Genomic DNA, 26619 nt, shown 5'->3' with positions numbered 1-26619 from the left:
TTGACGGACGCGCCCGACCGGCGCACCCCGGCGTGATTGCAAAGGGGGATCACATGAGCGGTGGGTTGTTCCGCACAAGGGACGTCAAGGGCGTGGAGGATCACGCACCCGAACATCGGCTGGCGGCGACGTTGTCGTGGCCGCACCTGATCGCGCTGGGCGTCGGAGCGATCGTCGGCACCGGCATTCTGACGCTGATCGGCGTCGGGGCGGGCAAGGCCGGGCCAGCGGTGATCCTGTCCTTTGTGATTGCCGGGGCGATCTGTGCCGCAGCCGCGCTCGCCTATGCCGAAATGGCGACGATGATGCCGGCATCGGGCAGCGCATACAGCTACAGCTATGCGGTACTCGGCGAGATCGTCGCCTGGGTGGTCGGCTGGTCGCTGATCCTGGAATATTCGCTGGTGGTCAGCGCGGTCGCGGTCGGCTGGTCGGGCTATGCCGCACCCTTGCTGCAATCCTGGGCCGGCGTGCCGATGGAGTTGATGCAGGGGCCGCATGCCGGGGGCATCGTCAATATCCCGGCAATCGTGATCATCGCCATCGTTGCCGGGCTGCTGTGCCTCGGCACGCGGGAGAGCGCGACGCTCAACGCCGGGCTGGTGATCGTCAAGATCGTGGCGCTCGCCGTGTTCGTTGCGGTCGCCTTGCCCTATTTCAACAGCGCCAATTTCGACCCCTTCGCGCCATTCGGTTTTGCCAAGAGCGTGTCGGCGGACGGGGTCGAGCGCGGGGTCATGGCGGCGGCCGCGATCATTTTCTTCGCCTTTTACGGGTTCGACGCGATCTCGACCGCGGCGGAGGAGACCAAGAATCCGGGCCGCGATCTGGCGATCGGGATCGTCGGGTCGATGGTGGCATGTGTCGCGATCTACATGCTGGTTGCGGTCGCTGCGGTGGGCGCGCTGTCCTATACCCAATTCGCCAACAGCCCCGAACCGCTCGCGCTGATCCTGCGCGAACTGGGACAGCCCGGTTTTGCCACCTTCCTGGCGGTATCGGCGATCATCGCGTTGCCGACGGTGCTGCTCGGCTTTCTGTTCGGGCAGAGCCGCATCTTCTTCACCATGGCGCGTGACGGGATGCTGCCGATCGCGCTCGCCAAGGTCTCGTCCCGCGGCGCCCCCGTCCGCATCACGATCTTTACCGCGGTGATCGTCAGCGTCATTGCCGGGCTACTGCCGATCGAGGAGATCGCGGCGCTGGCCAATGCGGGAACGCTGGTGGCATTTGCGGCGGTCGCGATCTGCATGATGGTGCTGCGGCGTCGCGCGCCTGATGCGCCGCGCATGTTCCGTACGCCGCTATGGTGGCTGGTCGGGGCGATCGCGGTGCTCGGCTGCGGCTATCTGTTCCTGAGCCTGCCGGCCACGACCCAGCTCTATTTCCTGTACTGGAACCTGCTCGGGGTTGTCATTTACTTCGCCTATGCGCGGCCGAAGGTGAGCAGGCAGGGGATCGCATGAGCGGCTGGCATATCGGGATCATTGGCGGATCGGGACTGTACGACGTCGCGGGGATCGAAGACGGGCAATGGGTCGATGTCGAATCGCCTTGGGGTGCGCCGTCCGACGCGATCTTTACCGGGCGGCTGGGGCATGTGCGCGTGTCGTTCCTGCCGCGCCATGGGCGGGGTCACCGGATCAGCCCGTCGGAGCTGAACGCGCGCGCCAATATCGATTGCCTCAAGCGGCTGGGCGTCACCGATGTCCTGTCGGTTTCATCGGTCGGCGGGTTGCGGGAGAAACGCGCGCCGGGGACGTTCACGATCGTCGACCAGTTCATCGACCGGACCAAGGGACGCCCGTCGAGCTTCTTCGGCACCGGTATGGTCGCGCATGTCTCGATGGCCGATCCGGTGTGCCCGCGCCTGTCCGCACTGGCGGGCGATGCGGCGGAGGCAGCAGGGGCGCGCGTGCATCGCGGCGGCACCTGTCTGGTGATGGAGGGGCCGCAATTCTCGACCCGTGCCGAAAGTCTGCTTTATCGCAGCTGGGGCTGTGATGTGATCGGCATGACCGCGATGCCCGAGGCGAAGCTGGCGCGCGAAGCCGAGCTGCCGTTCGCGATGGTGGCGATGGTCACCGATTATGACTGCTGGCGCGAAGAGGAAGCGGCGGTCGATGTCGCGCAGGTGATCGCGCAGCTATCGACCAACGCCGAAAAGGCGCGGGCGATGGTGCTCAACCTGTTGCGCGCGCTTCCGTCCGAACGCGCGGCGTCGCCGATCGATACCTGCCTCGACACCGCGCTGATCACCGCGCCGCATGCCCGCGACCCGGAACTGCTCGCAAAGCTCGACGCCGTTGCCGGACGGGTGCTGGATTAGCCCAGCATCTCCGCGATCGCGCGGGCGAGGTTCTCTAGCGTATAGGGTTTCTGCACCACCGGCCGGCCGCGATGCTGGTCCGGGAATTGCGCCTGTTCGCCATAGCCGGTCGCGAACATGAACGGGATGCGCCGCTCAAGCAGCGCGTCGGCGATGGCGAAGCTGGTCGTGCTGCCCAGATTGATGTCGAGGATCGCGACGGTCGGGGGCTGCGCCGCGATCAGGTCGAGCGCGGCGTCGACCGACGCGGCGGTCATCACCTCCGGCGCGCCGAGGCGGGTGGCGATATCCTCCGCGTCCAGCGCGATGATCAGACTGTCCTCGACCAGCAGCAGGCGCTGATCGGCGAGCAGATCGCCGGGCGGGTCGTCGCGATGCAGCTGTGCGGCGCGGGGGAAGCGGATCAGCGGCGCGCCGCCCTCGCGCGGTTTCGAGACATGGCGTGCCGGGATGCAGAAATCGGCCTCGAAGCCCGTTTCAAGGTACCGGACCACGGCTTCGCCGCCCAGATCATAGGGTACCGAACGCTCGATGATCGTCGTGCCAAAGCCCTTGCGCGAGGGCGGGACGACGGGTGGACCGTCGCGATCGCGCCATTCGAGCATCAGGTCGCCGCGGGCGACGCAGCGCCAGCTCAGATGAACGGTTCCGCCGGGGACCGACAGGCTGCCATATTTGGACGAGTTGGTGACCAGTTCATGCAGCACCAGCGCCATGGTCGAATAGGCCTGGGGGTTGAGCAGGATCGGATCGCCCGCGCTGATGATCCGGTCGCCTTCCTCGACAAAAGCGGCGGCTTCGGCATCGATCAGCGCCTGGAGCCAGGCGGGTCCCCAATGGTCTTCGGTGATCTGGTTGTGCGCCCGCGCGAGCGCATGGATGCGGCCGTCAACCACCTTGACGAAGTTGCGCACCGCCTCCTCCTCCGGCTGCGCCTGGCGGATCAGGCCGCGGATCAGGCCGAGGATGTTGCGCACACGATGATTGAGTTCGGCGATCAGCAATTCCTGCCGCGCACCCGACCGCTGACGTTCAGCCGAGGCCTCGTCAGCAAGCCGCAGCACGACCTCGATCAGGGTCGCGCGCAGCGTTTCGGCGACGCGCAGCTCCGATCCAGTAAAGGGCCGGGATCGCCCGCGTACCAGTTCCTTCCACTCTTCAAAGCTCTCGCGCGGGGACAGACGCGGGCCGTTGGGGCCGTATTCGACGGGCTTGTGCGGATCCCCCGCCCAGCGGATCGAGCGAATCATTTCGCTGCGGAACAGAATCACATAATCGCGCGGCGAGCGTGAGATCGGGATGGCGAGCAGGCCGGCGGCGCTCCCGGAGAAGGCTTCGGCATCGGTCACCAGCGAACCGATATGGTCGGTCGCGAACACCTTGCCGGCAGCAGTGGCGTTGAGCGCGCGCACAATCCTGCGGAAATCGTCGGTCGGCGGGGTGATCCCCGAAAAGGCATAGCTGCCGTTCAGCCAGACGCCCACGCCATCGGCCGGGATCGCATGAGTCAGAATGTCGGCCAGCCAGTCGGGATCGCGCAGCAGCGTTTCATCCGATGCGACCGCGCCGAGCAGCTGGTCGGAAATGTCGCGCGCGCGACGTTCGAACTCGACCGTCTGCTGCCGCTCGCGGCTCTCAAGCCGCATCGAGAACATCTGGGCGAAGAGTTCGGCGATCGACCGACGCTCGAAACTGGGGCTGCGCGGCGCATAATGGTGGCATGCGAACAGGCCCCACAGCTTGCCATCCACCAGGATCGAGATCGACATCGACGCGCCGACCCCCATGTTGCGCAGATATTCGATGTGGATCGGCGATACCGAACGCAGGAGCGACAGCGACAGGTCGAGCGGCTCGCCCGTCTCGTCGAGCTGTGGCACGATCGGAACCGGCATCGCGTCGATATCGGCAATGACGCGCAGCAGATTGCGGGTGTAGAGCGTCCGCGCCTGCGCCGGAATGTCGCTGGCAGGGTAATGGAGGCCAAGAAACCGGCCGATTCCGGGCTTGCACGCCTCGGCCACCACTTCGCCCGACCCGTCGGCGGCGAAGCGGTAGACCATGACGCGGTCATAGCCCGACAGCGCACGAACCTGCCGCGCGCCCTCCCGGAAGAAGGACAGCATGTCGGCGCACTGGTCGAGCCGCGCGATCATCGAACGCACCATGCTGGTGACGTCGCCGACTTCTCCGGTCGAACGCTCGCCTTCGATGATGATCTGTCCGCCCGACATATGGACCGCGATGTCGAACCGGCCATGGCCCGGAATCAGTTCGATCCCGAACAGGCGTTCGATCGCGTCGGGTCCGCGCAGCATCGCGGTGCGATTGCGCAGATCATGCATGACCGGCGCGGCGAGGAATTCGGCCAGCGGATGGCCGATCAGGTCCGCCGGCTCGGCCCCGATATAGGCATGCAGATTTACGGACGCACGCGCGACGATCCAGTCCGCGGTCAGGGCCAGCAGAAAGCCGATCGGCTGGATGGCGCCGAGAATATGAATGGGCTCGCGATCACAATTGGTGAGATCGACGGGGTTCGGGTCATTCAACGACGGCTATCCTTCCATGCCGGCTGGCGCTGTGCCGGAACCGGTCGAACACCGAACGCGCCGCAGCCAAAGCCGTTGCACGTTGCTCTTCGGTAATGATTTGCTTGTCCATGATCTCGATCAAGCCGCGCCAGCGTTGCGGTGCCGTTGCGCAGCCGATGAACCGGGTCGGAAGCGTTGCCGCGATGCCGCGTGCCAGCACGCTCCCGCCCAGTCGCGACCCTTCGAGAACATAGACCGCACCGAGCAAGGCGGCCGCGTCCGACAGGTCGGGGGCGCCGTCGCCAGGCATCGGCGCCACGGCCACGCCCAGTTCGACAAGGTCGGCGACGAGCAGCGGTGCGCGCCGCCGTTGCGGCCAGTCGGGCAGCAGATCGGTCGGCGCGGCGGCGTCGATCGCCTGCTCGACCGGGAGCAGCGCGTCGGCCTGCGCCAGCAGGAATGCGCGATAGCCGTCGCGGTGCGACAGGTCGAAGGCACCAAAGGCGCGATCGACGCGGTCATGATCGGCGGCGGTCTGCGCGCGCAGGAACATCCGAGCAGAAGCGGTGGGGGGCATCGCCCGCGACCTTGGCGAAAGCCTGGGCGTACAACAACCCATTGTTTCCCCGCCGCAATGACTATGCGGTCAGCGCTCGGCAATCCGTTCCAGGATCGCACGGCGGCGTTCGTCGCTGGCCATCGACCATTCGACAATCTCGTCGAGCGTGCGCGAACAGCCCGTGCAAACATCGTCCGCGCCGATCCGGCAGATGCCGACGCACGGGCTCGCCACGGCCGGCACCGGGGTGAAGCTCAGAAAGTCGTCCATATCGGACGCAGACGTCACGCAGGGATCGTGAAATTCAGGAAATCGGGAATCGGGCCGTTCCAGCCCTCGTCCGGACCCTCGTCACGCGCGTCGCGCCGGTAATCGCGGTCGCGGCGCGCAGGACGTTCGTCGCGGCGCGCATGCGCCCGCTCTTCGCGGGGGCGTTCTTCACGGGGGCGCTCCGAGCGCGGTGCCGGTGCTTCGCGCGGCGCTGTCTCGGTTGCGTCGACCGCCGCGGCGTCCGCCTTGCCCTTGCGGGCACGGGGCTTCCTGGCCGGTTCGGAGGGCTCTTCCGGAAGCGCGCCGATCCGGTCGATCTTCTGGCCGGTCAGCTTTTCGATATTCTCGATCGCTTCGGCGTCGGCGCTGGTCACTAGCGTGTAGGCGGTGCCCGTCGCGCCGGCGCGACCGGTGCGGCCGATCCGGTGCACATAATCGTCCGGATGCCATGGCGCATCGAAGTTGAAGACGTGGCTGACACCCTTGATGTCGAGGCCGCGTGCGGCAACGTCACTGGCGACGAGGATGTTGACGTCCCCGGTCTTGAACCGGTCGAGTTCGGCGAGGCGTGCCGGCTGATCCATGTCGCCATGAATTTCCGCAGACCGATAGCCGTGCTTCTTGAGGCTCTTGTTGAGCTCGCGCACCGTCGTCTTGCGGTTGCAGAAGATGATCGCGGTACGAACGTCCTCGGCGCTGAGCAGGCGCCGCAGTAATTCGCGCTTGCCGAACGCGCTGCTCGGCGCGGTGACCAGATGCTGCGTGATGTTGATGTTGGTCGTCGCGGGGCGCGCAACCTCGATCGTCTTGGGGTTCGACAGGAACTTGTCGGCAAGCTTCTTGATCGGCGGCGGCATCGTCGCCGAGAACAGCAGCGTCTGGCGATTGGCCGGCAATTTGGTGCAGATATTCTCGATATCGGGGATGAACCCCATGTCGAGCATCCGGTCGGCTTCGTCGATCACCAGCAGGTTGCAGCCGGTCAGCAGGATCTTGCCGCGTTCGAACAGGTCCATCAGGCGGCCCGGCGTCGCGATCAGGACGTCGACGCCCTTTTCCAGCGCCTTGACCTGGTCGCCCATCTGCACGCCGCCGATCAGCAACGCCATGCTGAGCTTGTGGTTCTTGCCGTATTTCTCGAAATTCTCGGCCACCTGAACCGCCAGTTCGCGGGTCGGCTCAAGGATCAGGCTGCGCGGCATGCGCGCGCGGCTGCGGCCTTCGGCAAGGACGTCGATCATCGGCAGCACGAAGCTGGCGGTCTTGCCAGTGCCGGTCTGGGCAATCGCGATCAGGTCGCGCATCATCAGCACCGACGGGATCGCCTGGCGCTGAATCGGCGTGGGTTCGGAATAGCCGGCCTCTTCGACGGCCTTCAGCAATTCGTCAGAGAGGCCGAGATCGGCAAAGCTCATCCAGATGTCCGGAAAAACGGGGGCGCACCCCCTACTGTAAACTGAGGGGCGCTCTCCGGGAATTGATCGAAAAAGTCAAGGTAAAGCGGGCTCACCGCCCGGGCGTCAGCGTCCGGAACGACTTGATCCGGCATTCGCCGCCGGCGCGCGACCGGAATACGTCACGCTTCGCGCAAACTTTTCCGTCCTTGTTCGGCTTGACGTAGAAGCCGGCATAGAAATCGAGCGCCGGACATTCATTGCCCAGCTTGGCGCGCACCCGGCGTCCGCCATTCAGGACGAGATCGACGCTGTCTGACCGGACGATCGCCGCGCCCGAAAGCGCGGCGGTGCTGACACAGTCGTCCGCGCGCTTCTCGACCCATTCGATCGGCGGGAGTGGCGGCGGTGCCGGAGCCGCTGCGCGGCGCACCGGATCGGGGCGTGGCACGCGGATGACGATATGCTGCTGGATGCGAACCTGTGCGACTCGTACCCCGCCGGGTGCCGGCGCGGGATCGCGCGCCCCGGCGGCGGTCGCAGGCATGAGCAGCCCGGCAGCGAATGTGGCGATCAACAGCTTCACCATGACATGCTGCCCTATAGCGGCGGGGGTTGAACAGTGGATGAATTGCGTAGCGCTGTCCCACCATGGTAGCGGGCGCGCCATGGCAGCAGCTTCAGACGCCGCGATCGATGCACTCGCCGCCGCCGTATCGGCCGCGATCGGACCCGATTCGGTGGTCACCGACCCGGAACGAATCGCGCCGTGGCTGACCGACTGGCGCGGACGCTATCACGGCGCCGCCCGCCTGCTGCTTCAGCCGCGCACGACCGCTGCGGTTGCGACGCTGGTCGCCCTTGCCGCGCGGCATCGCGTGCCGCTGGTACCGCAGGGGGGCAACACGTCGATGGTCGGCGGCGCAACCCCGCCGGCCAGTGGGGGCGCGGCAATCCTGTCGCTGCGCCGGATGCAGGCGATCCGTCGTATCGATCCGGCGGCCAGCCTTGCGGTTGCCGAGGCGGGGGTGATCCTGTCCGATCTTCACGCCGCCGCGCTGGAGCAGGGGCGCCGGTTCCCGCTGACGCTCGGCGCGCGCGGCAGCGCCACGATTGGCGGGCTGGTGTCGACCAATGCCGGCGGGACGCAGGTGCTGCGCTTCGGGACGATGCGCGCGCTGGTGCTGGGGCTTGAGGCGGTGCTGCCCGATGGCAGCATCCATGACGGGCTCGCCCCCCTCAAAAAGGATAATCGCGGTTATGACCTGACCCAGTTGCTGGTCGGCGCTGAAGGGACGCTGGGCGTGGTCACGGCTGCAACGCTGCGACTGGTGCCGGCGATCCATGCCCGCGCGGTCGCCTGGGTTGGCGTTGCCTCGCCCCACGCCGCACTCGACCTGTTGCGCCTGTGCGAAGCGGCGACCGATGCGGTGGAGAGTTTCGAGGTCGTCCCCGCCCATTCATTGTCACTGGTGCTGACACATATCCCCGCCACGCGCGCGCCGCTCGCAACGGCGCATCCGTGGCATGTGCTGATCGAAGCGGTGGCCAGCGATGGCCGGGCCGAGCCGCCCGCAGCGCTGCTCGAACGCCTGCTTGCCGCTGGGTTCGAGCGCGGGCTGGTCGGCGATGCCACGATCGCGACGAGCGAGGCGCAGGCCGAAGCGCTGTGGAAGTTGCGCGATTCGATTTCCGAAGCCGAGCGGCTGAGCGGGCCGGCGCTGCAGCATGACATTTCGGTTCCGGTGGCGGGGATGCCGGACTTCATGATCGACGGTGCGGCGGCGGTCGAAGCGGCATTTCCCGGGACCAGCGCCGGTGCATTCGGCCATCTTGGCGACGGCAATGTCCATTTCCATGTTCGTGCGCCCGCCGGGGCCGGGCCGGACTGGGTCGCGCACAATGTCGGGCGGATCACGCCGTTCGTCCACGATCTGGTGGTCGCGGCGGGTGGATCGATCTCCGCCGAACATGGCATCGGCCAGATGAAGCGCGACGAACTGGCACGTTTGTCTGCGCCCGCGCGGCTTCACGCGCTGTCCGCGATCAAGCGCGGGCTGGATCCGGACAATCTGTTCAATCCGGGGAAACTCGTTACCCTTGCGCCCGCGTGCGGCGACCAATAGACCGCGCACACCCAATACCAGGAGAAGTTCATGGCCAGCGCGCCGCAAGCACAGGGTCTGCCCGTTTTCTACAACGATCTTCAGCCGCTTTCGAGCGAGCTGCATGGCAATTTCCGCATCCGCCCGGCGACCACGGCGCCGTTCCTTGGCAAGCAGCACGCAGTGCCGCTGACGGTCGAGGAATTCCCGCTGGTTCAGCGCCATATGCCGATCGTCTTCTCGGCCGGCGCCGATCCCGTGCCGCTCGCGCTGATGGGTCTGAATGAAGGCGTCAACGTCTTCTTCGATGCCGATGGCAAGCCGCGCGGTACCGAGCCGATGTACATCCCGGCCTATATCCGCCGCTATCCGTTCCTGCTCGCCCGCCTGCGCCAGGATGCTGAGGAACTGTCGCTGTGCTTCGACCCAAGCACCGATACGATCGGCGCGTTCGAGGATGGCGATGCACTGTTCGAGGACGGCAAGCCGACCGAGATCGTCCAGCAGATCCTGAAGTTCAACGAGGAGTTCGAGATTGCCGGGCAGAAGACCGGCGCGTTCCTCAAGGAACTGGCTGATCTCGGTCTGCTGATGGACGGCGAAGTCGCGATCCAGCCGGAAGGCGCGGCGCAGCCCTATATCTATCGCGGCTTCCAGATGGTGGACGAGGGCAAGCTGAACGAGATGCGGGGCGACCAGCTGCGCAAGATCCAGCAGAACGGCATGCTGCCGCTGATCTACGCCCATCTGTTCTCGCTGGGCCTCGTCCGCGAGATTTTTGGCCGCCAGATGCAGCTTGGTGCAGTGACGCCGCAGCTGGCGACTGGCGCCTGATCTGACCTGATCCGATCGGCCCCGGGATGCGGTATCGCGTCCCGGGGCTTTTTTGCGTGCTTCACCCTCGCCCGCGTCGACCCGGACGCCCCCGGCACTCGCTTCGTCGCATTTCCGGATGTGACCTTGAAGCCACGGTCAAGCCTTCCTATACTTGTTAGGCGCGGTTTCGTGTCCCCCCTTTCGCGGACCCGCGCGGCACGCCCTCGGGCGTGTCTCCTCCCTGAACCTTGGCCGCCCGGTGGCAACGCCGGGCGGTTTTTTTATGGGTCAGGCGCGGGTGCCGGTCACGCAGGTGTCGGTCACTGGGCGGCGGCAGCCAGCGGAAGCGCCTCGTCCGCCACGGCATCGATGATCGCGCGGAGCAGCGCCGCGGTTGGCTCCAGCCCCGGTCCGGGTTCCTCGCGGCGCCGGTCGAGATAGAGGCTGCGGTCGAATTCCAACTGGATCGCGTGAATCGCAGCGGCAGGCGCGGCATGGCGTTCCAGAATGTGGCCGCCGGCATAAGGGCTGTTGACCGCGCAGCGGATGCGCGCCGCCTGTGCGACCCCCTCGATCCGGCTGACGAACCGTCCAGCGCTGGCCCGGCCGAACCGGTCGCCCAGCACGAGCCGGGCAGCGTTCGGGCCGAGCGGCGGCATCGAATGAATGTCGAGCAGCACGGCAACGCCGAACCGTGCCCGCGCAGCTGCGAGCGCCGCTGCAAGCGCGGCATGATAGGGGCGATGGTCCAGCGCGATCCGGTCGCCGATCTCTGCGTCCGAAAAACGGCGGCGCCACAGATCGCTGGTCTCGACGCGGCGCGGGACGAGGCCAAGGCCGCTGCGCAGCTTGAGCGACTGGGCGCTTTCGGGCAGCCGCATGGCGCCTTCGTCAATGATCGGGTCGCGTTCCTGCTCGGCGCGGTTGAGATCGATCCACGCACGCGGTCGAGTCGCGACGAATAGTGTTTCGATCCCGCGCGCCGCCAGCGCCAGCGTGTCGGCGTGCCGGTCCTCCAGCGCGATCAGCAGCCCGGGATCGACGCGTAGCGCGGCGCGCAGGGCGGGGGAATAGTCGCGCCCGGCATGCGGCACCGACAGCACGACCGGAGACGCCGGCATTTCCGGTCCATGGCGGACATAGGGCAGCGGAGCGGACACGGCGTCACGCTAGGCGCGAGGCGGGCGCGTCGCAACCGGCGGGGCGGCTGGAAATTCTTAAGGGCTTTGCGCATAAGGAGGCGGTCCGCGGTGCAGGCGCGGGGCATGCCGCGGGCGAGGGGCGAATGATCAGGATCTTGTTGGCCGAGGACGATCAGGTGATGCGCGAGTATCTCGCGCGCGCGCTCGAGAAGTCGGGTTACGCCGTCACGGCGGTTGACCGCGGCACTGCCGCGCTGCCCTTGCTCGAAACGGAACGCTTCGATCTGCTGCTCAGCGACATCGTGATGCCCGAGATGGACGGGATCGAATTGGCGCAGCGCGCTGCGGAAATCGCGCCCGACATGCGCATCATGTTCATCACCGGCTTTGCCGCGGTGACGCTGAAAGCGGGGAAACAGGTGCCGCAGGCACGGGTGCTGTCCAAGCCGTTCCACCTGCGCGAACTGGTGCTCGAGGTCGACCGGCTGTTCGATATCGAACAGGTTCCAAGCCGAAATTGAAAACGGGTGCTTGCAAGCCGGGTCGACCCCCGCTACAGCGCCGCTTCCCGAGATTCGCTGCAAGGCGAGTGGGCGTGTAGCTCAGTGGTAGAGCACTGTGTTGACATCGCAGGGGTCGCAAGTTCAATCCTTGCCACGCCCACCATTATCAGGCCCGCCGCTCCATGAGCTGGCGGGCCTTTTATGTTGTGCCAGCCCGACAGGCGGCGCGCGCGTGATGCCGGTCGCTTCGAGCAGGTAAACCGAACCAGCAACGCGCCGTCATCGCACCGCGCCTTTTTCATCGCTCAAGCGAAACAATCCGGCGCCGGACCGCGTTAGCGCCGCATGCAACGCCTGTGGTTCATCACCAATCCGCATTCCGGTTCTGCCAGCCAGCAAAGCTGTGCCGCGATCGAAGCCGTGTTCGAAGAGCGCGGTCTTGCGCTGGCCGGCCGCACGCACTTTCCCGAGGAGGATCTGCCGAGCGGCGCCATGCTGGACGCCGCACGAGCGGATACGGTCGTGCTGTTTGCCGGGGATGGGACGATCAACGCCGCGCTGTGCCGGCTCGCAAACTGGTCGGGCGCGGTGCTGATCCTGCCCGGCGGCACGATGAACCTGCTGGCCAAGGCGCTACATGGCGACCGGTCGGCCGAGGCGATCATCCATGCGGCGCATCAAAACGGGCGCCGCGTCGCGATGCCGCTGGTCGAAGCGGGCGCCCACCGCGCCTTTGTCGGCCTGATCCTCGGTCCGGCAGCCCATTGGGGCCGCGCCCGGGAAGCTGCCCGCAAGGGACGCTTGGCGCGCTTTGCCGGTGCAGTACGCAATGCATGGCGCCGCACTTTCGGTCGCGGAATCGCGGTGCGCGGCGTGGCCGGTATGGAGGGGCGCTATCAGGCGGTGTTCGTCGCGCCAGCGGCCACAGGGTTGCAGGTCAGTGCGGTCGATGCACGCCATTGGGGTGCGATTGCCGAACTGGGCTGGGCGTGGCTGACCGGAGACTGGGTCGCGGCACACGCAGTGACCCATCGCCGCGCAGACGCGCTTCACCCGGTGAGCCGGCGTCCGGTACTCGCGCTGTTCGACGGCGAACCGGTAACGCTTGCGGGCGGAACGCCGATCCGGGGCGGGATGACGGCGCCGATATTCCTTGCCACCAGCGGGGCGGTGCCATGATCCGGCTGTTCCACGTCAGCGACATTCATTTCGGGGCCGAGGATCAGGACGCCCTCGACTGGTTTGCCGCGCGCGTGGCGGACGAACGACCGGACGCCGTCGTGGTGACCGGCGACCTCACCATGCGCGCCCGGCGGGAGGAATTCGCGGCGGCGCAGCAGTGGCTCGCGGCGCTCAAGGCGCCGGTCACGGTCGAGGTCGGCAACCATGACCTGCCCTATTTCAACCCATGGGCCCGGTTTGTCGCGCCCTATCGGCGGTACCGCGCGCTGGAAGCGATGATCGAGCGGCCGCTTGCCCTGCCCGGCGTGTCGATCGTCCCGCTCAAGACCACCGCTCGTGCCCAGGCGCGTCTCAACTGGTCGAAGGGGCATGTCAGCGGTCGTGCGTTGCGCCGGACGCTGGGCACGCTCAACGCGGTGCCGCGCGATCACCTGATCCTGGTCGCCTGCCATCATCCGCTGGTCGACACCGGAACGCGCGGTACGTCGCGCACCCGCGGCGGACGGGCCGCGCTGGAGGCGCTGGCCGCTGCCGGCGCGCACGGGGTGCTGACCGGCCATGTCCATGACCCGTTCGACGTCGTCCACCCCACCGCAGCCGGTCCGGTCCGGCTGATCGGCGCCGGGACCCTGTCCGAACGGGTGCGCGACACCCTGCCATCGTTCAACGAAGCACGGATCGCCGGTAGCGCGCTGCACGTTGCGGTACGCGCGATGGGAGTGGATGCGGGATCGCCGGGAGCCTGAACGACAGAGGGCCGCCCCCGGATGGGGACGGCCCTGCGCCGGTGCGGTGTGCGCCGCGATCAGAAGCGGAAGGTTACCGATCCGCGATAGGTCTGCGCCGACAGGTCGGAGCGCGAGATGGTGGTGTCGGCCGACACGCCCAGATCGACTGCGCCGGTGCGGAAGGTCAGGCCACCCGACACTTCGCCCCAGTTCTTGTCCTGGCCGTTGAGGGCAAAGGCAACATTCGCGCCGGTGCCACCGACCAGGTTCGCGGCAACCATCGCGGGGCGATCGTTGAACGCATGGACATAGGTTGCGGTGACGAACGGACGGACACCCTCGGCCTTGCCGGCGACGGTGACGCCTGCGCGACCCTGATAGCTCTCATAATCCTCGCGGATGAAGGTGAGCGCCATCGGCCCGCCAGCTTCCTGGGTCCGGCCAAAGTCGAGATAGGTTGCACGTGCCGCAACGCGCGGAGCCACTTCGATGACGTCGTTGCCAAGGTCGAAGCCAAGGCCCAGCTCGCCGCCGACGATCAGCGCGGTATCTTCGGCCCGCAGCGTGTAGTTGGTGCCGAGGAAGCCGGCCGTGCGGCTGGTCCGGGTGGTCAGCGCACCTGCGGTGACCTGACCGTCCAGCGTCGCGCCGCCGAAGCTCTTCTTGGCATAGAGCGTGCCCTGAAGCGCCTCGCCACGGGCGGTCTGCCCGCCGAATGCAGCGGTGCCGTCGGTGTCGGTGTAGGTCATGGCGAAACCGATCAGCGCGGTATCGCCGAGCGATGCCTCGAGACCCGCGCCGACATACCAGCCATTATAGCTGTCACGCCCGCCCAGGCTGCTCATCGCCGCGCCGTCACCGCTGAGGTAACCGCCGGAGATGAAGCCGCTCATCGTGTCGGGCAGCGCGCCTTCCTGAACCATTGGGGCGGCAGCGTCGCTGCGCACCGGATTGGCGCCCATCGGGCTCAGGTTGAGCGCGGCGACCTGCACCGGGCGCCCGTAATGGGCCAGCGAACCGCCGAGATTGGCGGGGTCGAGGCCGTTGAGGCGGTTGCGGATGAAGGTCGAGTTGGCGTCGGTCGTGGCGATGCCCAGCGTCTGTGCGGTGGTTTCAGCAGCCGGTGCCCAGCCGCCCAGCGTGCTGACGATGGTCGCGGCATTCTGCAGGTCGAGCGGGCCATACAGGCCGTCGAAGCGCGACGCCGCCGAACGGTTGTTGTCGAGCAGACGGGCCCAGGCATAGCCGACCGGGTTCGACGCCGGCACGACGTTGACATACTTGCCCGCTTCGATGTCCAGCACGACCGCGTTGGTGCTGTAGGTCACCTTCGGAGTCAGGATGGCGCTGATTGCGCTCGGCGTGTTGAACGTGCCGACGACGCCGCCCGCTGCGGTAAGGATGGTGTAGCGGTTGCCGGCGCGCAGCGTGGCTGCCGAATAGTTGAGCTGAAGTGCGCCGCCCAGATTGGCCTGGTTGGTCGCGCCATTGACGACGATACGGTCGGAGGTGCCATTGGCGCCCAGGTCGACCAGATAGCCCGAAGCCGACGCCATCACGAGGCCGCCATTGAAGGTCAGCGTACCCGTGGTGCCGATCGTGCCCGGCGCAAAGCTGCCCATCACGCTGGTGGTGAAGGGTGCATTGACCGTGCCCGAGCCGGTGAGCAGGCCCGACAGCATCAGATAGTCGCCCGACGAGGTCAGCGTGCCGTTGTTGAGGATCGTGCCGGTGTTCTGGCGGATCTCCATCAGGCTGGTCAGCGATGCGCCGCTGGCGATCGTCAGCTGCGACGTGGCGCCCATGATCGTGAAGCGGTCGATCGTCACGTTCGAATTGAGCGTGACGACGCCGGTGTTGCGCAGCGTCACGTCATAATAGCGACCGATCTGGCCCGTGGTGCGGACGCCGTCGACATTGTTCGGCACGAAGCCGGTCGCGCCGGGCAGGCCGTTGGCGAGCGTCGGTGCCGGTGCAACGGTATCGGTATAGCCCGGGTCGGCGTGCGGCGCGTCGAGTCCGGCAACAAGGCCGTTGCTGCCCGTGACGCTGGCGATCGCCGGCGCGCTCGAGTCCACTGCACCGCTCGGTGCATTGGTCGTGAACGTCCCGGTGGCGAGGTCATAGCATTCGAACGTCGGGTTGGGCGAGGTGTTCGGCGACTGGAAGCACAGTTCGCCAAACTCCGGACCGTTGCCCGAATTCGCGCCGCCCAGATGGGTCGGGACGCCGTTGACCAGCTGGCCGTTGGTGATGATGCGATAGGCCGGGTCGAGTTCGGTCACCCACGCATTGCCATCTTCCCAGTTGCGGTTGCCCGCGACGGCGGTGACGTAGCGATACGGGTTGTTCGCGGCGATCCAGTCCCAATAGAGGAACAGCGGCTGATAGAAGCTCTGCGTGCCATAGCTGCCGCCGGGCTGGCCGCCGAAGAAGGTCGAGCCGCCCGAGAGCACACCGATCACCACCGGGGTGGCGAAGGTCTGGTCGAGGATCAGCGGGCCACCCGAGTCGCCGGGGCCGGTCAGGCCTTCGCGCGGCAGGGCATCGTCGCGGAAGCCGTTGAAATCGCGGGGGTTCGCGGTGGCGGTGCCGCGCGCGGGATCGTCGAAATCGAGGAAGTAGAGCTGCTGCGGGCGCAGCGGCGTGCCGGGGCTGCCGAACAGGAATGCGTTGCGCGTGCTGAGCGAAACCAGCGCGCCCAGCATGTTCTCGGCAGCGCGGCGGCGGAAATTGCCGCTGCTCGACGCGCCGGTGGTGCCGGTGCCGAAGCTGCCATAGCCGCCGATGCTGACATGATAGCCGGTGCCGGTGACCGGATTGATCGCGTCGGGGGTGGGGAGCGGCGAGAACAGCAGTGCCCAGGTCGGAACGCCGGCGGCGGGGGTATCGAGCACGGCAGTCGCGACGTCGGCTTCAAGGAAGCACGAGGTTGCGTTGGTGCACGACGCTGCCGCGCGCGAACGCGGATCGTAGAAGACCTGGTTGATGTTGTAGAAATGCTGCGCGGTATTGCTCTGGAAGCGCCCGGCGCCGCCGGTACCGCCGAGCAGCCAGCGGACCAGTTCGTCGGTCTGACCGGCCGCATTGGCGCGGGTGTTGGTTTCAAAGCCGACGCCGACGCCGACGCCGCCCGAATTGGCGCCATAGGCGGTCGCGTCGCGGGTGTTCACGCAATGGGCGGCGAAGATGATGGTACGCGGGTTGATCAGCGTGCCGGTGCAGGTGCCGATGAAGCCGCCGCCCGAATCGGTGATGATCTGGCCGATGCCGGTGATGTTCACCGGGTCATAGGCCTGAACCGGGGTGTAGCCGTTGTTGATCGTGATGGCCGGCGTTTCGACCACGTCCTCGGGCGACACGAAGCCGCTGCCGGTCGGGGTGACCACGCTGACCGGATCGCCGGTATGCGGCGCCTCGATCGATCCCGAAATGTCGATATACGGCCGTGCGACATCGTCGCTGGCGAGCGCGGGGCTCGCAATCGCGCACAGCCCAAGGCCGGCAGCGGACAACAGGAGCGACGCGCGCGTCGAGCGGATTACCATGATCTAACTCCCCCAATTCACATGCGGGGACCATCGGAACGGTCCGCCGCGAAGCATCGGAGGCTATGCGTCATCCGCACCGCGTCAATAGGCAGAATGCAGCGCGCGGCGATTTGCCGGTGAAAGCGCGGCTTCAAGGCAACACATTGCGCGGCAACGAACTGTCGCGAAACGAAAAAGGGCGACCCGTGGGGCCGCCCTTTCGCAACGTTCGATGATCGAACCGGTCGGTCGATCAGCGCTTCGAGAACTGGAAGCTGCGGCGGGCCTTGGCCTTGCCGTACTTCTTGCGCTCGACCGCGCGGCTGTCGCGGGTCAGGAACCCGGCTGCCTTGACCGGCGCGCGCAGCACCGGCTCATACTTGGTCAGCGCCTGGGCGATGCCGTGCTTGACCGCGCCGGCCTGGCCCGACAGGCCGCCACCCTTGACGGTGCAGACGACGTCATACTGGCCGTCACGCTCGGCAACGCCGAACGGCTGGTTGATGACGAGACGCAGCGTGGGACGCGCGAAATAGACTTCCTGATCGCGGCCGTTGATCGTGATCTTGCCCGAACCCGGCTTCAGCCACACGCGGGCGACCGCGTCCTTGCGACGGCCGGTCGCATAAGCGCGGCCGAGCTTGTCGATTTCCTGCTGGCGCAGCGGGGTGCTGGCGACGACCGGGGTCGCGGCGCCGGCTTCGGTCACAGGCGCGTCGGCGGCGATCGCACCCAGGTCGGAAAGGGACTGGCGATTGTCGGACATTATGCGCCCACCTTGTTCTTGCGGCTCATGCCGGCGATGTCGAGGACCTGCGGGTTCTGCGCTTCGTGCGGATGCTCGGCGCCCTTGTAGATGCGCAGGTTGCGCATCTGCTGACGGCCCAGCGGGCCGCGCGGGATCATGCGCTCGACCGCCTTTTCCAGGACGCGCTCGGGGAAACGACCCTCGAGCACCTTCTGCGCGGTGATTTCCTTGATGCCGCCGGCATAGCCGGTGTGCTTGTAATAGACCTTGTCCGCCAGCTTCTTGCCGGTGAACCGGACCTTGTCCGCGTTGATCACGATGACATTGTCACCGCAATCGACGTGCGGGGTGAAGCTCGTCTTGTGCTTGCCGCGCAGGACGTTGGCGATGACGACCGCAGCGCGACCGACGACCAGACCGTCGGCATCGACGATGTGCCACTTCTTTTCCACCTCGGCCGGCTTTACCGACTTGGTGGTCTTCATGAGCGCCTTCATGGGGCCAGACCTCTTGGGTTTAAATGAATGGCGCCGCCCCCAGCCAGATGGCGCAGGACGGCGCGAACGGCGGGCAATTGACGCAGGGAGGGGTAAAAGTCAAGCAAATGCGCGGTTTGCTCGACGGGTATCTGAATACCCTATAACTCGAGCCGGGTAATGGTGACCCGTTCGGAGCGCTGGCGCCCGTCTGCGGAAACGCTCTCGATCCGCTCGCGGCTTACGATCACCAGCCCCGTGGCGGGATCGACGCGCTGCAGCCGCTCGATCGCCACGGTCGCGCGGACCTCGCCCGCGCTGCCGCTGACCCCGACGGCCCCGGTCGCGCTGAGCGACAATTCGACCATGGCGTCGCGCTGCCGCACGGTGCGAAGTCCGGTCAGTTCGGCGCGGCCGAATGGCGAGGTTGCCGGGAGCTGGACGGTGCGGGGCGGGCCGGGGGAGGCCGCCTCGACGACCAGGTGGGGGGCGATCAACGGCGCCACGAGCGTCGCCAGCGCCGATCGCCGGGCGGGTTCGGGCTGAGCTGCGAGCGCGGCGGCGATGGCGCGCACCTGCGCCGCGCGTTGTCGTGCATCGGCGCCGGTTCCGCTTGGCGCCATCGCCGCAATCCCGTCGGTCAGGGCGCGCCACACCGTGTCGCTGTCGGCAATTGCGGTCACCGTCCCGTCGGGGGCGAGGCTGAGCGTGATGGTTCTGCCGGCGAGCCGTGCGAATCCGGCGCGCAGCAGGCCGGCCGGATCGCTCTCCGCTTCAGCGGGATCCGCAGCGTCCAGCGTCACCGCGACGCGATAGCCCGTATCGGTCGCCGCGAAGCGCAGCGTGCGCTGTCCGGTGAAGCGGCGCGTCGTCCCGTCCTGCGTCCGCTCGGTCTCGATCCGAACGGTGATGGGGCGGTCGATTGGCGGTGCGAAGCTGCCCGTCGCCTGGCTCGCCAGCGCGATCGCGGCCAGAATCACCGGGTTTCCGCCTCGACCCACTGGGCGATGGCGTCGCTGGCGGCGGCTGGCCAGATTTCGACAACCGGCAGGTCGTAGCTGTGCGCGGCGGCGATTGCATCGGCAAGATCCCGGGCCCGCTCCGGCGTCGTCTTGAACAGCGCGCGATACTCGTCCCCGGTCTCGACCGCCCCGTTCCAGCGATAGACCGAACGACACGCGCCGAGCAGGTTGACGCAGGCGGCCCGGCGCGTTTCGACCATCGCCCGTCCGATCCGCTCCGCTTCATCGGCGCTACCGAAGGTTGCGTGAACCAGGGCGATGTCGCGCATCACCGAAAGCCGCGGTCGCGCCGGCCGATCACATGAATGCCCCAGGCGGTGGCGATGACCAGCAGCGCGCCAACTCCCTGATGCAGGACGCCCAGCGTGATATCGACGCCGGTCATCACGGTCGCGATGCCGAGCAGGATCTGGACGCCGAATGCGCTGTGGATCGCGATCGATGCAGCGCGGCTGCCCGCGGCGCGGGCATGGCGGGCAAGGATCACCAGCGCAGCCACGGCAACCCAGGCCCACCAGCGATGGATCCAGTGGATCATCGCCGGGTCGTTGACCGCAGCGTCGAGCGCCGATCGCACCGCCAGCACTTCGGACGGGAAGAAACGCCCGTTCATCAGCGGCCACTGGTCGGTCACCAGCCCGGCGTTGAGGCCGGCGGTGAACGCGCCGTAAAGCAGCTGGATGAACAGGATCAGCGCGACTGCCCAGCCCAGCCCGGTGAGGCGTGCCGGACGATAACCCGGATCGCGCGCAAGGTTGCGCAGGTCGAGGATCGTCCAGGTCAGTGCGGCAAGGATGAACAATGCGAGCAGCAGGTGCGCCGCGAGGCGGAAATGGCTGACATCGGTACGCTCGGCGAGGCCCGAACTCACCATCCACCAGCCAATCACCCCCTGCAGACCGCCCAGCGCGAGCAGGCCGGTCAGGCGCAGGCCATAGCCGCGCGGAATCGCGCGCTTCCACGCGAACCACAAAAGTGGCGCGGCAAAGGCAAAGCCGATGATCCGGGCGAGCAGCCGGTGGATATATTCCCAGAAATAGATGAACTGGAACGCCGCGAGGCTCATCCCCTTGTTGATCTGCTGATATTCCGGGATCTGCTTGTACTTCTCAAATTCTGACAGCCACGCCGCCTCGCTCAGCGGTGGCAGGATGCCGGTGACGACATTCCATTCGGTGATCGACAGCCCCGATTCGGTCAGCCGGGTAATGCCCCCGACAATGACGATCAGGACGATGAGCGCGGCGACAACGGTCAGCCAGTTGGCAATCGCGCGCGGGCGGATGGGATGGCGGAACTCGGACACGGGATCCATGTATCCGCCCCTAACCACAAATGCCAGCCATGGCGCCCTGTCCGCTGGTGCATGTGATGTTGTAACTTTTCCGACACGGGCCTATATCGCCGCCCATGCAACTGGCTCTCGCCCCCCGATTCTGGGCTCAGGTCGATACGCGCTTCGATTCGATGGCGATCGGCCTGTCGACCCTGTGCCTTGCGCATTGCGTGGCGACGACGGTGCTGCTTGCCATCGCGTCGGCGGCCGGGGCGCTGATGCATCCGCTGATCCATGAAGTCGGACTGGTGCTGGCGATCGCGTTCGGGATCGTTGCGCTGGGCCGCGGAATCCTGAAGCATGGTTACATGATGCCGGCGGCAGTCGGCGCCTTTGGCCTTGGCATGATGATCGGTGCGCTCAGCCTGCCGCATGGCGGGCAGGAGATTTTCTGGACGGTGATCGGCGTGGCGGTGCTCGCGCTGGGCCATGACCTCAACCGGCGCGCGACCTATTGAGCGCGCGGGCGCGGGGGCCTACATCGGTGCCATGCACGCCCATGACCATCATGAACGCCAGGGACCTGACCTGACCGCCGCAGCCCGGGCAACGCTGGAGAAGGCGGGCGAGCAATGGACCGCGATGCGCGCGTCGATCTTCGAAGTGCTTGCAGGGTTCGACAAGCCGGCTTCCGCGTATGACATCGCCGAGGCGGTGTCGAAGCGCGAAGGGCGCCGGGTCGCGGCGAACAGCGTCTATCGCATCCTCGACCTGTTCGTCGGAGCCAATCTGGCGCGGCGGGTGGAAAGCGCGAATGCCTATGTCGCCAATGCGCATCCCGATTGCCTGCACGACTGCATCTTCCTGGTCTGCGACTCGTGCGGGAACACCACGCATCTCGACGATGATTCGATCACGCGCACCGTGCGTTCGGCCGCGCAGGGCGCCGGCTTTTCGCCTGTGCGCCCCGTGATCGAGGTGCGCGGCAAGTGCGCCGACTGCGACTGAACCGTCGGCATTCGCCGCAGTTTCACGCGCAAGTCCGTCCCCTGAAACAGAAATGACGCTGCGGCAGGGCCGTGTTCACGGATCGCTCAGTTTTTGCTCATGACCGGTGATGGCAAGCGGTGTCAGGTGTTGGACAGGTTCAAAACGCTGGAGTAAACGCGGTCGAATGTCTGATCTGCCCAAGACCCCGCTGCTCGACACTGTCGACACGCCCCACGACCTGCGCAAGCTTGCGCCGTCCCAGCTCCGCCAGCTCGCCGACGAATTGCGCGCCGAGACGATCAGCGCGGTCGGCACGACCGGTGGCCATCTCGGCTCCGGGCTCGGCGTAGTCGAACTCACGGTCGCGATTCACTACGTATTCAACACACCCGATGACCGGCTGGTGTGGGACGTCGGGCATCAATGCTATCCGCACAAGATCCTGACCGGGCGGCGCGACCGCATCCGCACGCTGCGCATGGGCGGAGGCCTCAGCGGCTTCACCAAGCGCGCCGAAAGCGAATATGACCCGTTCGGCGCGGCGCACAGCTCGACCTCGATCTCCGCGGCGCTTGGCTTTGCCATGGCGAACAAGCTCGCGGGAACGCCGGGCAAGGGGATTGCCGTGATTGGCGACGGCGCGATGAGCGCCGGCATGGCCTATGAGGCGATGAACAACGCCGAACAGGCGGGCAACCGGCTGATCGTGATCCTCAACGACAACGACATGTCGATCGCGCCGCCGGTCGGCGGCCTGTCGGCCTATCTCGCCCGCGTCGTGTCGAGCTCCGAATATCTCTCGCTGCGCACCCTTGCCCGCAAGATCACCGGTCGCATTTCGCGCCGACTGACCAGTGCGGCATCGAAGGCCGAGGAATATGCCCGCGGCCTCGCGACCGGCGGCACGTTGTTCGAGGAGCTGGGCTTTTATTATGTCGGCCCGATCGACGGCCATAATCTCGACCATCTGATCCCGGTGCTCGAAAATGTCCGCGACGCCAAGGAAGGCCCGGTGCTGGTCCATGTCGTGACCAAGAAGGGCAAGGGATATGCCCCGGCCGAAAACAGCGCAGACAAATATCACGGCGTGCAGAAGTTCGACGTGATTACCGGCGCCCAGGTCAAGGCACCGCCGGGGCCGCCGGCCTATCAGAATGTTTTCGGCGAAACGCTGGCCAAGCTGGCCGAGACCGATCCGCGGATCTGCGCGATCACCGCGGCGATGCCGTCGGGCACCGGCGTCGACAAGTTCGCCAAGGCGCATCCCGAGCGCAGCTTCGACGTCGGCATCGCCGAACAGCATGCAGTTACGTTCGCCGCTGGCCTCGCGGCACAGGGCATGCGGCCGTTCTGCGCGATCTATTCGACCTTCCTGCAGCGCGCCTATGATCAGGTCGTGCACGATGTGGCGATCCAGAACCTGCCGGTCCGCTTCGCGATCGACCGCGCCGGCCTGGTCGGTGCCGATGGCTGCACTCATGCCGGCAGTTTCGACGTCACCTATCTCGCCTCGCTGCCCAATTTCGTGGTGATGGCGGCCGCCGATGAGGCGGAGCTGGCGCATATGACCAAGACCGCCGTCGAGTATGACGCCGGGCCGATCGCGGTCCGCTATCCGCGCGGCAATGGCGTCGGCGTCGAGATGCCGGCCGAGCCGCAGGTGCTGGAAATCGGCAAGGGCCGGGTGGTGCGCGAGGGCAAGACGGTCGCGATCCTCTCGCTCGGCACGCGGCTGGCGGAAGCGCTCAAGGCTGCCGACGCGCTGGAGGCAAAGGGGCTGTCGACCACGGTGGCCGATCTGCGCTTTGCCAAGCCGCTCGACGAGGCGCTGATCCGTCGCCTGCTGACCACCCATGAGGTGGCGGTGACGATCGAGGAAAACTCGGTCGGCGGCCTGGGTGCGCATGTCCTGACGATGGCCAGCGACGAAGGCCTGATCGACGCGGGGCTCAAGCTGCGCACGATGCGCCTGCCCGATCGCTTTCAGGATCAGGACAAGCCCGAGCTGCAATATGACGAAGCGGGATTGAACGCCCCGCACATCGTCGACACCGTGCTCAAGGCGCTGCGCTGGAACGAGAGCGAGGTCGGCGCCATCGCCTGACGATGGGCCGGCATTGAATCACGCGATAATCGTCAAAGCAGAAAGGGCGGGCGGCAGATGATGTCGCCCGCCTATTGCATGTTGCCGGATGCACACTGCAAGAACTTGTTAAGTCGCGCGCGTGGCGCCGACCCTGCCCGGAATCATCATCGTGCGAAATGCCGCCTGCCAGTGGCATGGGACGGGCTTGATATCGTGCCATAACTGCGCATTTGCGCGACATCGTGCCGCGCGCCGCGCAAAGATTCATGCCGAACGCCGCCCGGTCCTGTGACCGCCTCCTATCATAGCAGGGACGCCTTTGCCGTGTTCGCACGGTCGGGCGAAGCCATGAAATCGTTCGGCTCCGGCTCCGGGGCCATATCGTCAAGGGTTGGGCACGCAGGAATGAGCAAGCATTTTCTACTGATCGCAGCAGCGCCGCTGGCGCTGATCGCACCGGCCGCCGCGGCAACCGAAGCGCCGCTCGCGACCGATTCAGCGCCGGCCGCCACTGAGGCTGCCGAGTCCAAGGAGCCGGAGCGCGAGGTGTTCACCACCGGCGTCGCCAAGGGCCGCGATCCGCTCGACAGCGCGACCTCGACCAGCGTGCTCAAGGCGGGCGAGATCGAAAAGCTCGGTGCGCGCAGCCTGGCGGAAGTGCTGCGCAACATCCCCGGCATCCGCACCGAAAGCTCGACCGGCGAGGGCAATTCGAACTACACGATCCGCGGCCTCCCGCTCGCGTCGGGCGGTTCGAAGTACATGCAGCTCGAAGAGGACGGCCTGCCCGTTCTCGAATTCGGCGACATCTTCAACGTCGCGTCGGACATCTTCATCCGCTACGATTACAATATCGGGCAGATCGAAGCGATCCGCGGCGGCTCGGCCTCGACCTTCGTGTCCAACTCGCCCGGCGGCGTGATCAACCTGATCTCGAAGACCGGTGAGACCGAGGGCGGCTCGATCGGCTTTACCACGGGTCTCGGCTATGACTCGAACCGGCTCGATTTCGCTTATGGCATGAAGCTCAGCGACACGCTGCGCATGCACATCGGCGGCTTCTATCGCGTCGGTGAGGGGCCGCGCGACGTCGGCTTCACGGCGTACAAGGGCGGCCAGCTCAAGTTCAACGTGACCAAGGATTTCGCCGGCGGCTATGTGCGCCTGCACGGCAAGTGGCTCGATGATCGCTCGCCGCAATATGTGACCGTCCCGGTCAAGATTACCGGCACGACGGCGGATCCCGAATTCTCGTCCTTCGCCAATTTCGACGTGCGCCGTGACTCGATGCTCTCGAGCAACATCACCAGCCTGGTGACGCTCGACGCGAGCAACAGCCCGGCCGCCTACAGCACCAGCGAAGGCATGCACGCCAAGGTAAAGGCCATCGGCCTGGAATCGCAGTTCGACCTGGCGGGTTGGACCATCACCGAGCGGTTCCGCTACTCGGCTATTTCGGGCAGCACGCTGCGCAACCAGATCTTCTCGCTGTTCTCCGGCGCCTCGCTGCCGGCAGCGGCTGGCGGCGCGGGTGGCACGCTGAGCTATGCCAATGGTCCCAATGCGGGGCAGGTCATTGCCAACCCCGCGGCGCTGAACGGCAACGGCATCGTCGGCAACATGCTGCTGATCCGGATCGACGCGCGATCGCTCGACAATATCAACAACGACCTGCGCGCCTCGCGCGTCTGGAATGTCGGCGGGGGCAAGCTGACCACCACCGTCGGCGTGTACAAGTCGCTGCAGACGATCGACACGACCTGGCTGTACACCAACACCTATCAGGACGCGCTGGGGGGCGGCCAGTCGTCGCTGCTCAACGCGGCGAACGCCGCGGGCACGCCGCTGACGCAGGACGGCTATGTCGCGTTCGACCTCAACGTCGGCGGCATTCCGGGCCAGTATCGGCGCACTTTCGACGTCGATTACAATGTCACGGCGCCCTATGGCTCGGTCAACTTCCATGTCGGCCCGGTCGCGATCGGCGGCAGCATCCGCTACGATATCGGCAAGGTGCGCGGACGCCTGTTCGGCAGCGATCTGGGCGGTGGCCGCGCCCCGCGTGTTCCGTACGACTTCAACAATGACGGCGTGATTTCCGACGCCGAGGCGCGCACCGCTGCGCTGCCGCTCTCGCGTCCCGCCCCGGTCAACTATGACTATGACTATGTAAGCTACTCGACCGGCGTCAACTGGCGCGTTTCCGAGCCGCTTGCCGTCTTTGTCCGCTACAGCAAGGGCGCGCGTGCCGGGGCCGACAAGATCCTGTTCACGCCGTCGGTGAGCACGGTCGACGGCAACCTGGTCGAGCCGGACGCGGCCTATGATACGGTCACCCAGCTCGAGGGCGGCTTCAAGTATCGCGGTGCCAACGCCACGCTGAACGTGACGGGCTTCCTCGCCGACACGACCGACCGCAACATCCAGGGTGGCACCGGGCTCGAAATCCTGCGCGACTATCGCGCTTATGGTGCCGAGGTCGAGGCAAGCTATCGCACCGGGCCGTTCAGCGTGACCGGCGGGCTGACCTATACCAGCGCGGAGATCCGTTCGGACAGCCGCAACGCCGCGATCAGCGGCAACACGCCGCGGCATCAGCCCGACTTCATCTATACGCTGACGCCGCAGTTCGACTCCAAGAAGGTGACCGTCGGCTTCAACCTGTTCGGCACCACCAGCAGCTATGCCCAAGATACCAACGGGCTGAAGATGCCGGGCTTTGCCGTGGTCAACGCGTTCCTCCAGTTCCGCCCGATCGAGCGGGTGCAGCTGATGCTCAACGCCAACAACCTGTTCGACACGGTCGGCTTCTACGACATCGCCCAGGACGCCGTCCCGGCCAATGGCGTTGGTTGGGGCCGCGCGATCAATGGGCGCACCGTGTCCACTTCGCTGCGTTTCGACTTCTAGCCGGATGCGGCCGGGGCCT

General features: G+C 66.5%; 23 protein-coding genes and 1 tRNA gene. 12 read left to right on the top strand and 12 right to left on the bottom strand.

Annotated features, from left to right (window positions below; all coding sequences use genetic code 11):
- The first annotated feature begins 53 nt into the window (after positions 1 to 53).
- A complete protein-coding gene (locus tag J2Y54_RS07985; RefSeq protein WP_310038389.1) occupies positions 54 to 1466 on the top strand; it encodes an amino acid permease in 1413 nt (470 codons plus the stop codon).
- Positions 1463 to 2329, top strand: a complete 867-nt coding sequence (locus J2Y54_RS07980; protein ID WP_310038386.1) for an S-methyl-5'-thioadenosine phosphorylase — start codon at positions 1463 to 1465, stop codon at positions 2327 to 2329. Before J2Y54_RS07985 ends, J2Y54_RS07980 begins: the two co-directional genes overlap by 4 nt.
- Here the strand turns inward: J2Y54_RS07980 and J2Y54_RS07975 are convergent.
- The 5 genes from J2Y54_RS07975 to J2Y54_RS07955 all read right to left on the bottom strand — a co-directional run bounded on the left by J2Y54_RS07975 (position 2326) and on the right by J2Y54_RS07955 (position 7675).
- Complete coding sequence (locus J2Y54_RS07975) at positions 2326 to 4881, bottom strand: HWE histidine kinase domain-containing protein (protein ID WP_310038384.1); 2556 nt, start codon at positions 4879 to 4881, stop codon at positions 2326 to 2328. The genes J2Y54_RS07980 and J2Y54_RS07975 overlap by 4 nt on opposite strands.
- On the bottom strand, positions 4874 to 5440 hold the full coding sequence (locus tag J2Y54_RS07970; RefSeq protein WP_310038381.1) for a biliverdin-producing heme oxygenase: 567 nt from the start codon (positions 5438 to 5440) through the stop codon (positions 4874 to 4876). Before J2Y54_RS07970 ends, J2Y54_RS07975 begins: the two co-directional genes overlap by 8 nt.
- Positions 5441 to 5509: 69 nt before the next feature.
- Positions 5510 to 5692 (bottom strand): DUF1289 domain-containing protein, encoded by a 183-nt coding sequence (locus tag J2Y54_RS07965; protein ID WP_310038379.1) that lies wholly within the window; start codon positions 5690 to 5692, stop codon positions 5510 to 5512.
- 14 nt (positions 5693 to 5706) lie between these two features.
- The gene (locus tag J2Y54_RS07960; RefSeq protein WP_310038378.1) at positions 5707 to 7107 is read right to left on the bottom strand and encodes a DEAD/DEAH box helicase; all 1401 of its coding nucleotides are present in this window, start codon (positions 7105 to 7107) and stop codon (positions 5707 to 5709) included.
- Between the two features lie 91 nt (positions 7108 to 7198).
- Positions 7199 to 7675 (bottom strand): hypothetical protein, encoded by a 477-nt coding sequence (locus J2Y54_RS07955; RefSeq protein ID WP_310038377.1) that lies wholly within the window; start codon positions 7673 to 7675, stop codon positions 7199 to 7201.
- 79 nt (positions 7676 to 7754) lie between these two features.
- Between J2Y54_RS07955 and J2Y54_RS07950 the strand changes: the two genes are divergently transcribed.
- Both J2Y54_RS07950 and J2Y54_RS07945 read left to right on the top strand, forming a co-directional pair.
- Complete coding sequence (locus J2Y54_RS07950) at positions 7755 to 9212, top strand: FAD-binding oxidoreductase (RefSeq protein ID WP_310038376.1); 1458 nt, start codon at positions 7755 to 7757, stop codon at positions 9210 to 9212.
- Between the two features lie 30 nt (positions 9213 to 9242).
- A complete protein-coding gene (locus tag J2Y54_RS07945; RefSeq protein WP_310038374.1) occupies positions 9243 to 10025 on the top strand; it encodes a SapC family protein in 783 nt (260 codons plus the stop codon).
- A gap of 302 nt (positions 10026 to 10327) precedes the next feature.
- Here the strand turns inward: J2Y54_RS07945 and J2Y54_RS07940 are convergent, their stop codons facing one another.
- A complete protein-coding gene (locus tag J2Y54_RS07940) occupies positions 10328 to 11128 on the bottom strand; it encodes an N-formylglutamate amidohydrolase (protein ID WP_310038511.1) in 801 nt (266 codons plus the stop codon).
- Between the two features lie 164 nt (positions 11129 to 11292).
- Between J2Y54_RS07940 and cpdR the strand changes: the two genes are divergently transcribed.
- The 4 genes from cpdR (at position 11293) to J2Y54_RS07920 (ending at position 13580) form a co-directional block, all read left to right on the top strand.
- The gene (gene cpdR / locus J2Y54_RS07935) at positions 11293 to 11670 is read left to right on the top strand and encodes a cell cycle two-component system response regulator CpdR (RefSeq protein WP_310038372.1); all 378 of its coding nucleotides are present in this window, start codon (positions 11293 to 11295) and stop codon (positions 11668 to 11670) included.
- A gap of 70 nt (positions 11671 to 11740) precedes the next feature.
- A tRNA-Val gene (locus J2Y54_RS07930) sits at positions 11741 to 11815 on the top strand.
- Between the two features lie 182 nt (positions 11816 to 11997).
- On the top strand, positions 11998 to 12831 hold the full coding sequence (locus tag J2Y54_RS07925) for a diacylglycerol kinase family protein (RefSeq protein WP_310038370.1): 834 nt from the start codon (positions 11998 to 12000) through the stop codon (positions 12829 to 12831).
- Positions 12828 to 13580 (top strand): metallophosphoesterase, encoded by a 753-nt coding sequence (locus J2Y54_RS07920; RefSeq protein WP_310038369.1) that lies wholly within the window; start codon positions 12828 to 12830, stop codon positions 13578 to 13580. Before J2Y54_RS07925 ends, J2Y54_RS07920 begins: the two co-directional genes overlap by 4 nt.
- Before the next feature lie 59 nt (positions 13581 to 13639).
- On the opposite strand, the gene J2Y54_RS07915 is transcribed toward J2Y54_RS07920, so the two are convergent.
- The 6 genes from J2Y54_RS07915 to J2Y54_RS07890 form a co-directional block, all read right to left on the bottom strand.
- A complete protein-coding gene (locus J2Y54_RS07915; RefSeq protein ID WP_310038368.1) occupies positions 13640 to 17110 on the bottom strand; it encodes an autotransporter domain-containing protein in 3471 nt (1156 codons plus the stop codon).
- Between the two features lie 235 nt (positions 17111 to 17345).
- Positions 17346 to 17858: a 30S ribosomal protein S9 gene (rpsI, locus tag J2Y54_RS07910; RefSeq protein WP_310038366.1), complete on the bottom strand. Its 513-nt coding sequence runs from the start codon at positions 17856 to 17858 to the stop codon at positions 17346 to 17348.
- On the bottom strand, positions 17858 to 18337 hold the full coding sequence (rplM, locus tag J2Y54_RS07905; protein WP_310038364.1) for a 50S ribosomal protein L13: 480 nt from the start codon (positions 18335 to 18337) through the stop codon (positions 17858 to 17860). Before rplM ends, rpsI begins: the two co-directional genes overlap by 1 nt.
- A 140-nt stretch (positions 18338 to 18477) precedes the next feature.
- Positions 18478 to 19296, bottom strand: coding sequence for a hypothetical protein (locus J2Y54_RS07900; RefSeq protein WP_310038363.1), 819 nt, complete (start codon positions 19294 to 19296; stop codon positions 18478 to 18480).
- Positions 19293 to 19607, bottom strand: coding sequence for a divalent-cation tolerance protein CutA (gene cutA, locus J2Y54_RS07895; protein ID WP_310038361.1), 315 nt, complete (start codon positions 19605 to 19607; stop codon positions 19293 to 19295). Before cutA ends, J2Y54_RS07900 begins: the two co-directional genes overlap by 4 nt.
- Positions 19607 to 20653: a COX15/CtaA family protein gene (locus tag J2Y54_RS07890; RefSeq protein WP_405052888.1), complete on the bottom strand. Its 1047-nt coding sequence runs from the start codon at positions 20651 to 20653 to the stop codon at positions 19607 to 19609. Before J2Y54_RS07890 ends, cutA begins: the two co-directional genes overlap by 1 nt.
- A 95-nt stretch (positions 20654 to 20748) precedes the next feature.
- Here J2Y54_RS07890 and J2Y54_RS07885 point away from each other — a divergent pair, with 95 nt between their 5' ends.
- From J2Y54_RS07885 to J2Y54_RS07870, 4 genes are all read left to right on the top strand, one after another.
- Positions 20749 to 21132: a MerC domain-containing protein gene (locus tag J2Y54_RS07885; RefSeq protein WP_310038359.1), complete on the top strand. Its 384-nt coding sequence runs from the start codon at positions 20749 to 20751 to the stop codon at positions 21130 to 21132.
- A 31-nt stretch (positions 21133 to 21163) separates the two neighbouring features.
- A complete protein-coding gene (locus J2Y54_RS07880; RefSeq protein ID WP_310038358.1) occupies positions 21164 to 21622 on the top strand; it encodes a transcriptional repressor in 459 nt (152 codons plus the stop codon).
- Positions 21623 to 21788: 166 nt separating this feature from the next.
- On the top strand, positions 21789 to 23708 hold the full coding sequence (gene dxs, locus J2Y54_RS07875; RefSeq protein ID WP_310038357.1) for a 1-deoxy-D-xylulose-5-phosphate synthase: 1920 nt from the start codon (positions 21789 to 21791) through the stop codon (positions 23706 to 23708).
- 387 nt (positions 23709 to 24095) lie between these two features.
- A complete protein-coding gene (locus J2Y54_RS07870; RefSeq protein WP_310038356.1) occupies positions 24096 to 26600 on the top strand; it encodes a TonB-dependent receptor domain-containing protein in 2505 nt (834 codons plus the stop codon).
- Positions 26601 to 26619 lie beyond the last annotated feature (19 nt).

The sequence above is a fragment of the Sphingomonas sp. BE123 genome, assembly GCF_031456015.1.
Classification (GTDB): domain Bacteria; phylum Pseudomonadota; class Alphaproteobacteria; order Sphingomonadales; family Sphingomonadaceae; genus Sphingomonas.
The sequence above is the reverse complement of the archived record's forward strand: the minus strand, read 5'-3'. Positions and strand labels throughout refer to the sequence as shown.

Bases quoted from the DNA above. Each gene is read 5' to 3' on its own strand.
- J2Y54_RS07870 (WP_310038356.1), top strand. From the start codon at position 24,096: ATGAGCAAGCATTTTCTACTGATCGCAGCAGCGCCGCTGGCGCTGATC.
- J2Y54_RS07945 (WP_310038374.1), top strand. From the start codon at position 9,243: ATGGCCAGCGCGCCGCAAGCACAGGGTCTGCCCGTTTTCTACAACGAT.
- rpsI (WP_310038366.1), bottom strand. From the start codon at position 17,858: ATGTCCGACAATCGCCAGTCCCTTTCCGACCTGGGTGCGATCGCCGCC.
- J2Y54_RS07970 (WP_310038381.1), bottom strand. From the start codon at position 5,440: ATGCCCCCCACCGCTTCTGCTCGGATGTTCCTGCGCGCGCAGACCGCC.
- J2Y54_RS07955 (WP_310038377.1), bottom strand. From the start codon at position 7,675: ATGGTGAAGCTGTTGATCGCCACATTCGCTGCCGGGCTGCTCATGCCT.
- cutA (WP_310038361.1), bottom strand. From the start codon at position 19,607: ATGCGCGACATCGCCCTGGTTCACGCAACCTTCGGTAGCGCCGATGAA.
- J2Y54_RS07960 (WP_310038378.1), bottom strand. From the start codon at position 7,107: ATGAGCTTTGCCGATCTCGGCCTCTCTGACGAATTGCTGAAGGCCGTC.
- dxs (WP_310038357.1), top strand. From the start codon at position 21,789: ATGTCTGATCTGCCCAAGACCCCGCTGCTCGACACTGTCGACACGCCC.
- cpdR (WP_310038372.1), top strand. From the start codon at position 11,293: ATGATCAGGATCTTGTTGGCCGAGGACGATCAGGTGATGCGCGAGTAT.
- J2Y54_RS07925 (WP_310038370.1), top strand. From the start codon at position 11,998: ATGCAACGCCTGTGGTTCATCACCAATCCGCATTCCGGTTCTGCCAGC.
- J2Y54_RS07940 (WP_310038511.1), bottom strand. From the start codon at position 11,128: ATGCCGGCGTCTCCGGTCGTGCTGTCGGTGCCGCATGCCGGGCGCGAC.
- J2Y54_RS07885 (WP_310038359.1), top strand. From the start codon at position 20,749: ATGCAACTGGCTCTCGCCCCCCGATTCTGGGCTCAGGTCGATACGCGC.
- J2Y54_RS07980 (WP_310038386.1), top strand. From the start codon at position 1,463: ATGAGCGGCTGGCATATCGGGATCATTGGCGGATCGGGACTGTACGAC.
- J2Y54_RS07920 (WP_310038369.1), top strand. From the start codon at position 12,828: ATGATCCGGCTGTTCCACGTCAGCGACATTCATTTCGGGGCCGAGGAT.
- J2Y54_RS07950 (WP_310038376.1), top strand. From the start codon at position 7,755: ATGGCAGCAGCTTCAGACGCCGCGATCGATGCACTCGCCGCCGCCGTA.
- J2Y54_RS07965 (WP_310038379.1), bottom strand. From the start codon at position 5,692: ATGGACGACTTTCTGAGCTTCACCCCGGTGCCGGCCGTGGCGAGCCCG.
- rplM (WP_310038364.1), bottom strand. From the start codon at position 18,337: ATGAAGGCGCTCATGAAGACCACCAAGTCGGTAAAGCCGGCCGAGGTG.
- J2Y54_RS07880 (WP_310038358.1), top strand. From the start codon at position 21,164: ATGCACGCCCATGACCATCATGAACGCCAGGGACCTGACCTGACCGCC.
- J2Y54_RS07985 (WP_310038389.1), top strand. From the start codon at position 54: ATGAGCGGTGGGTTGTTCCGCACAAGGGACGTCAAGGGCGTGGAGGAT.
- J2Y54_RS07915 (WP_310038368.1), bottom strand. From the start codon at position 17,110: ATGGTAATCCGCTCGACGCGCGCGTCGCTCCTGTTGTCCGCTGCCGGC.
- J2Y54_RS07890 (WP_405052888.1), bottom strand. From the start codon at position 20,653: ATGGATCCCGTGTCCGAGTTCCGCCATCCCATCCGCCCGCGCGCGATT.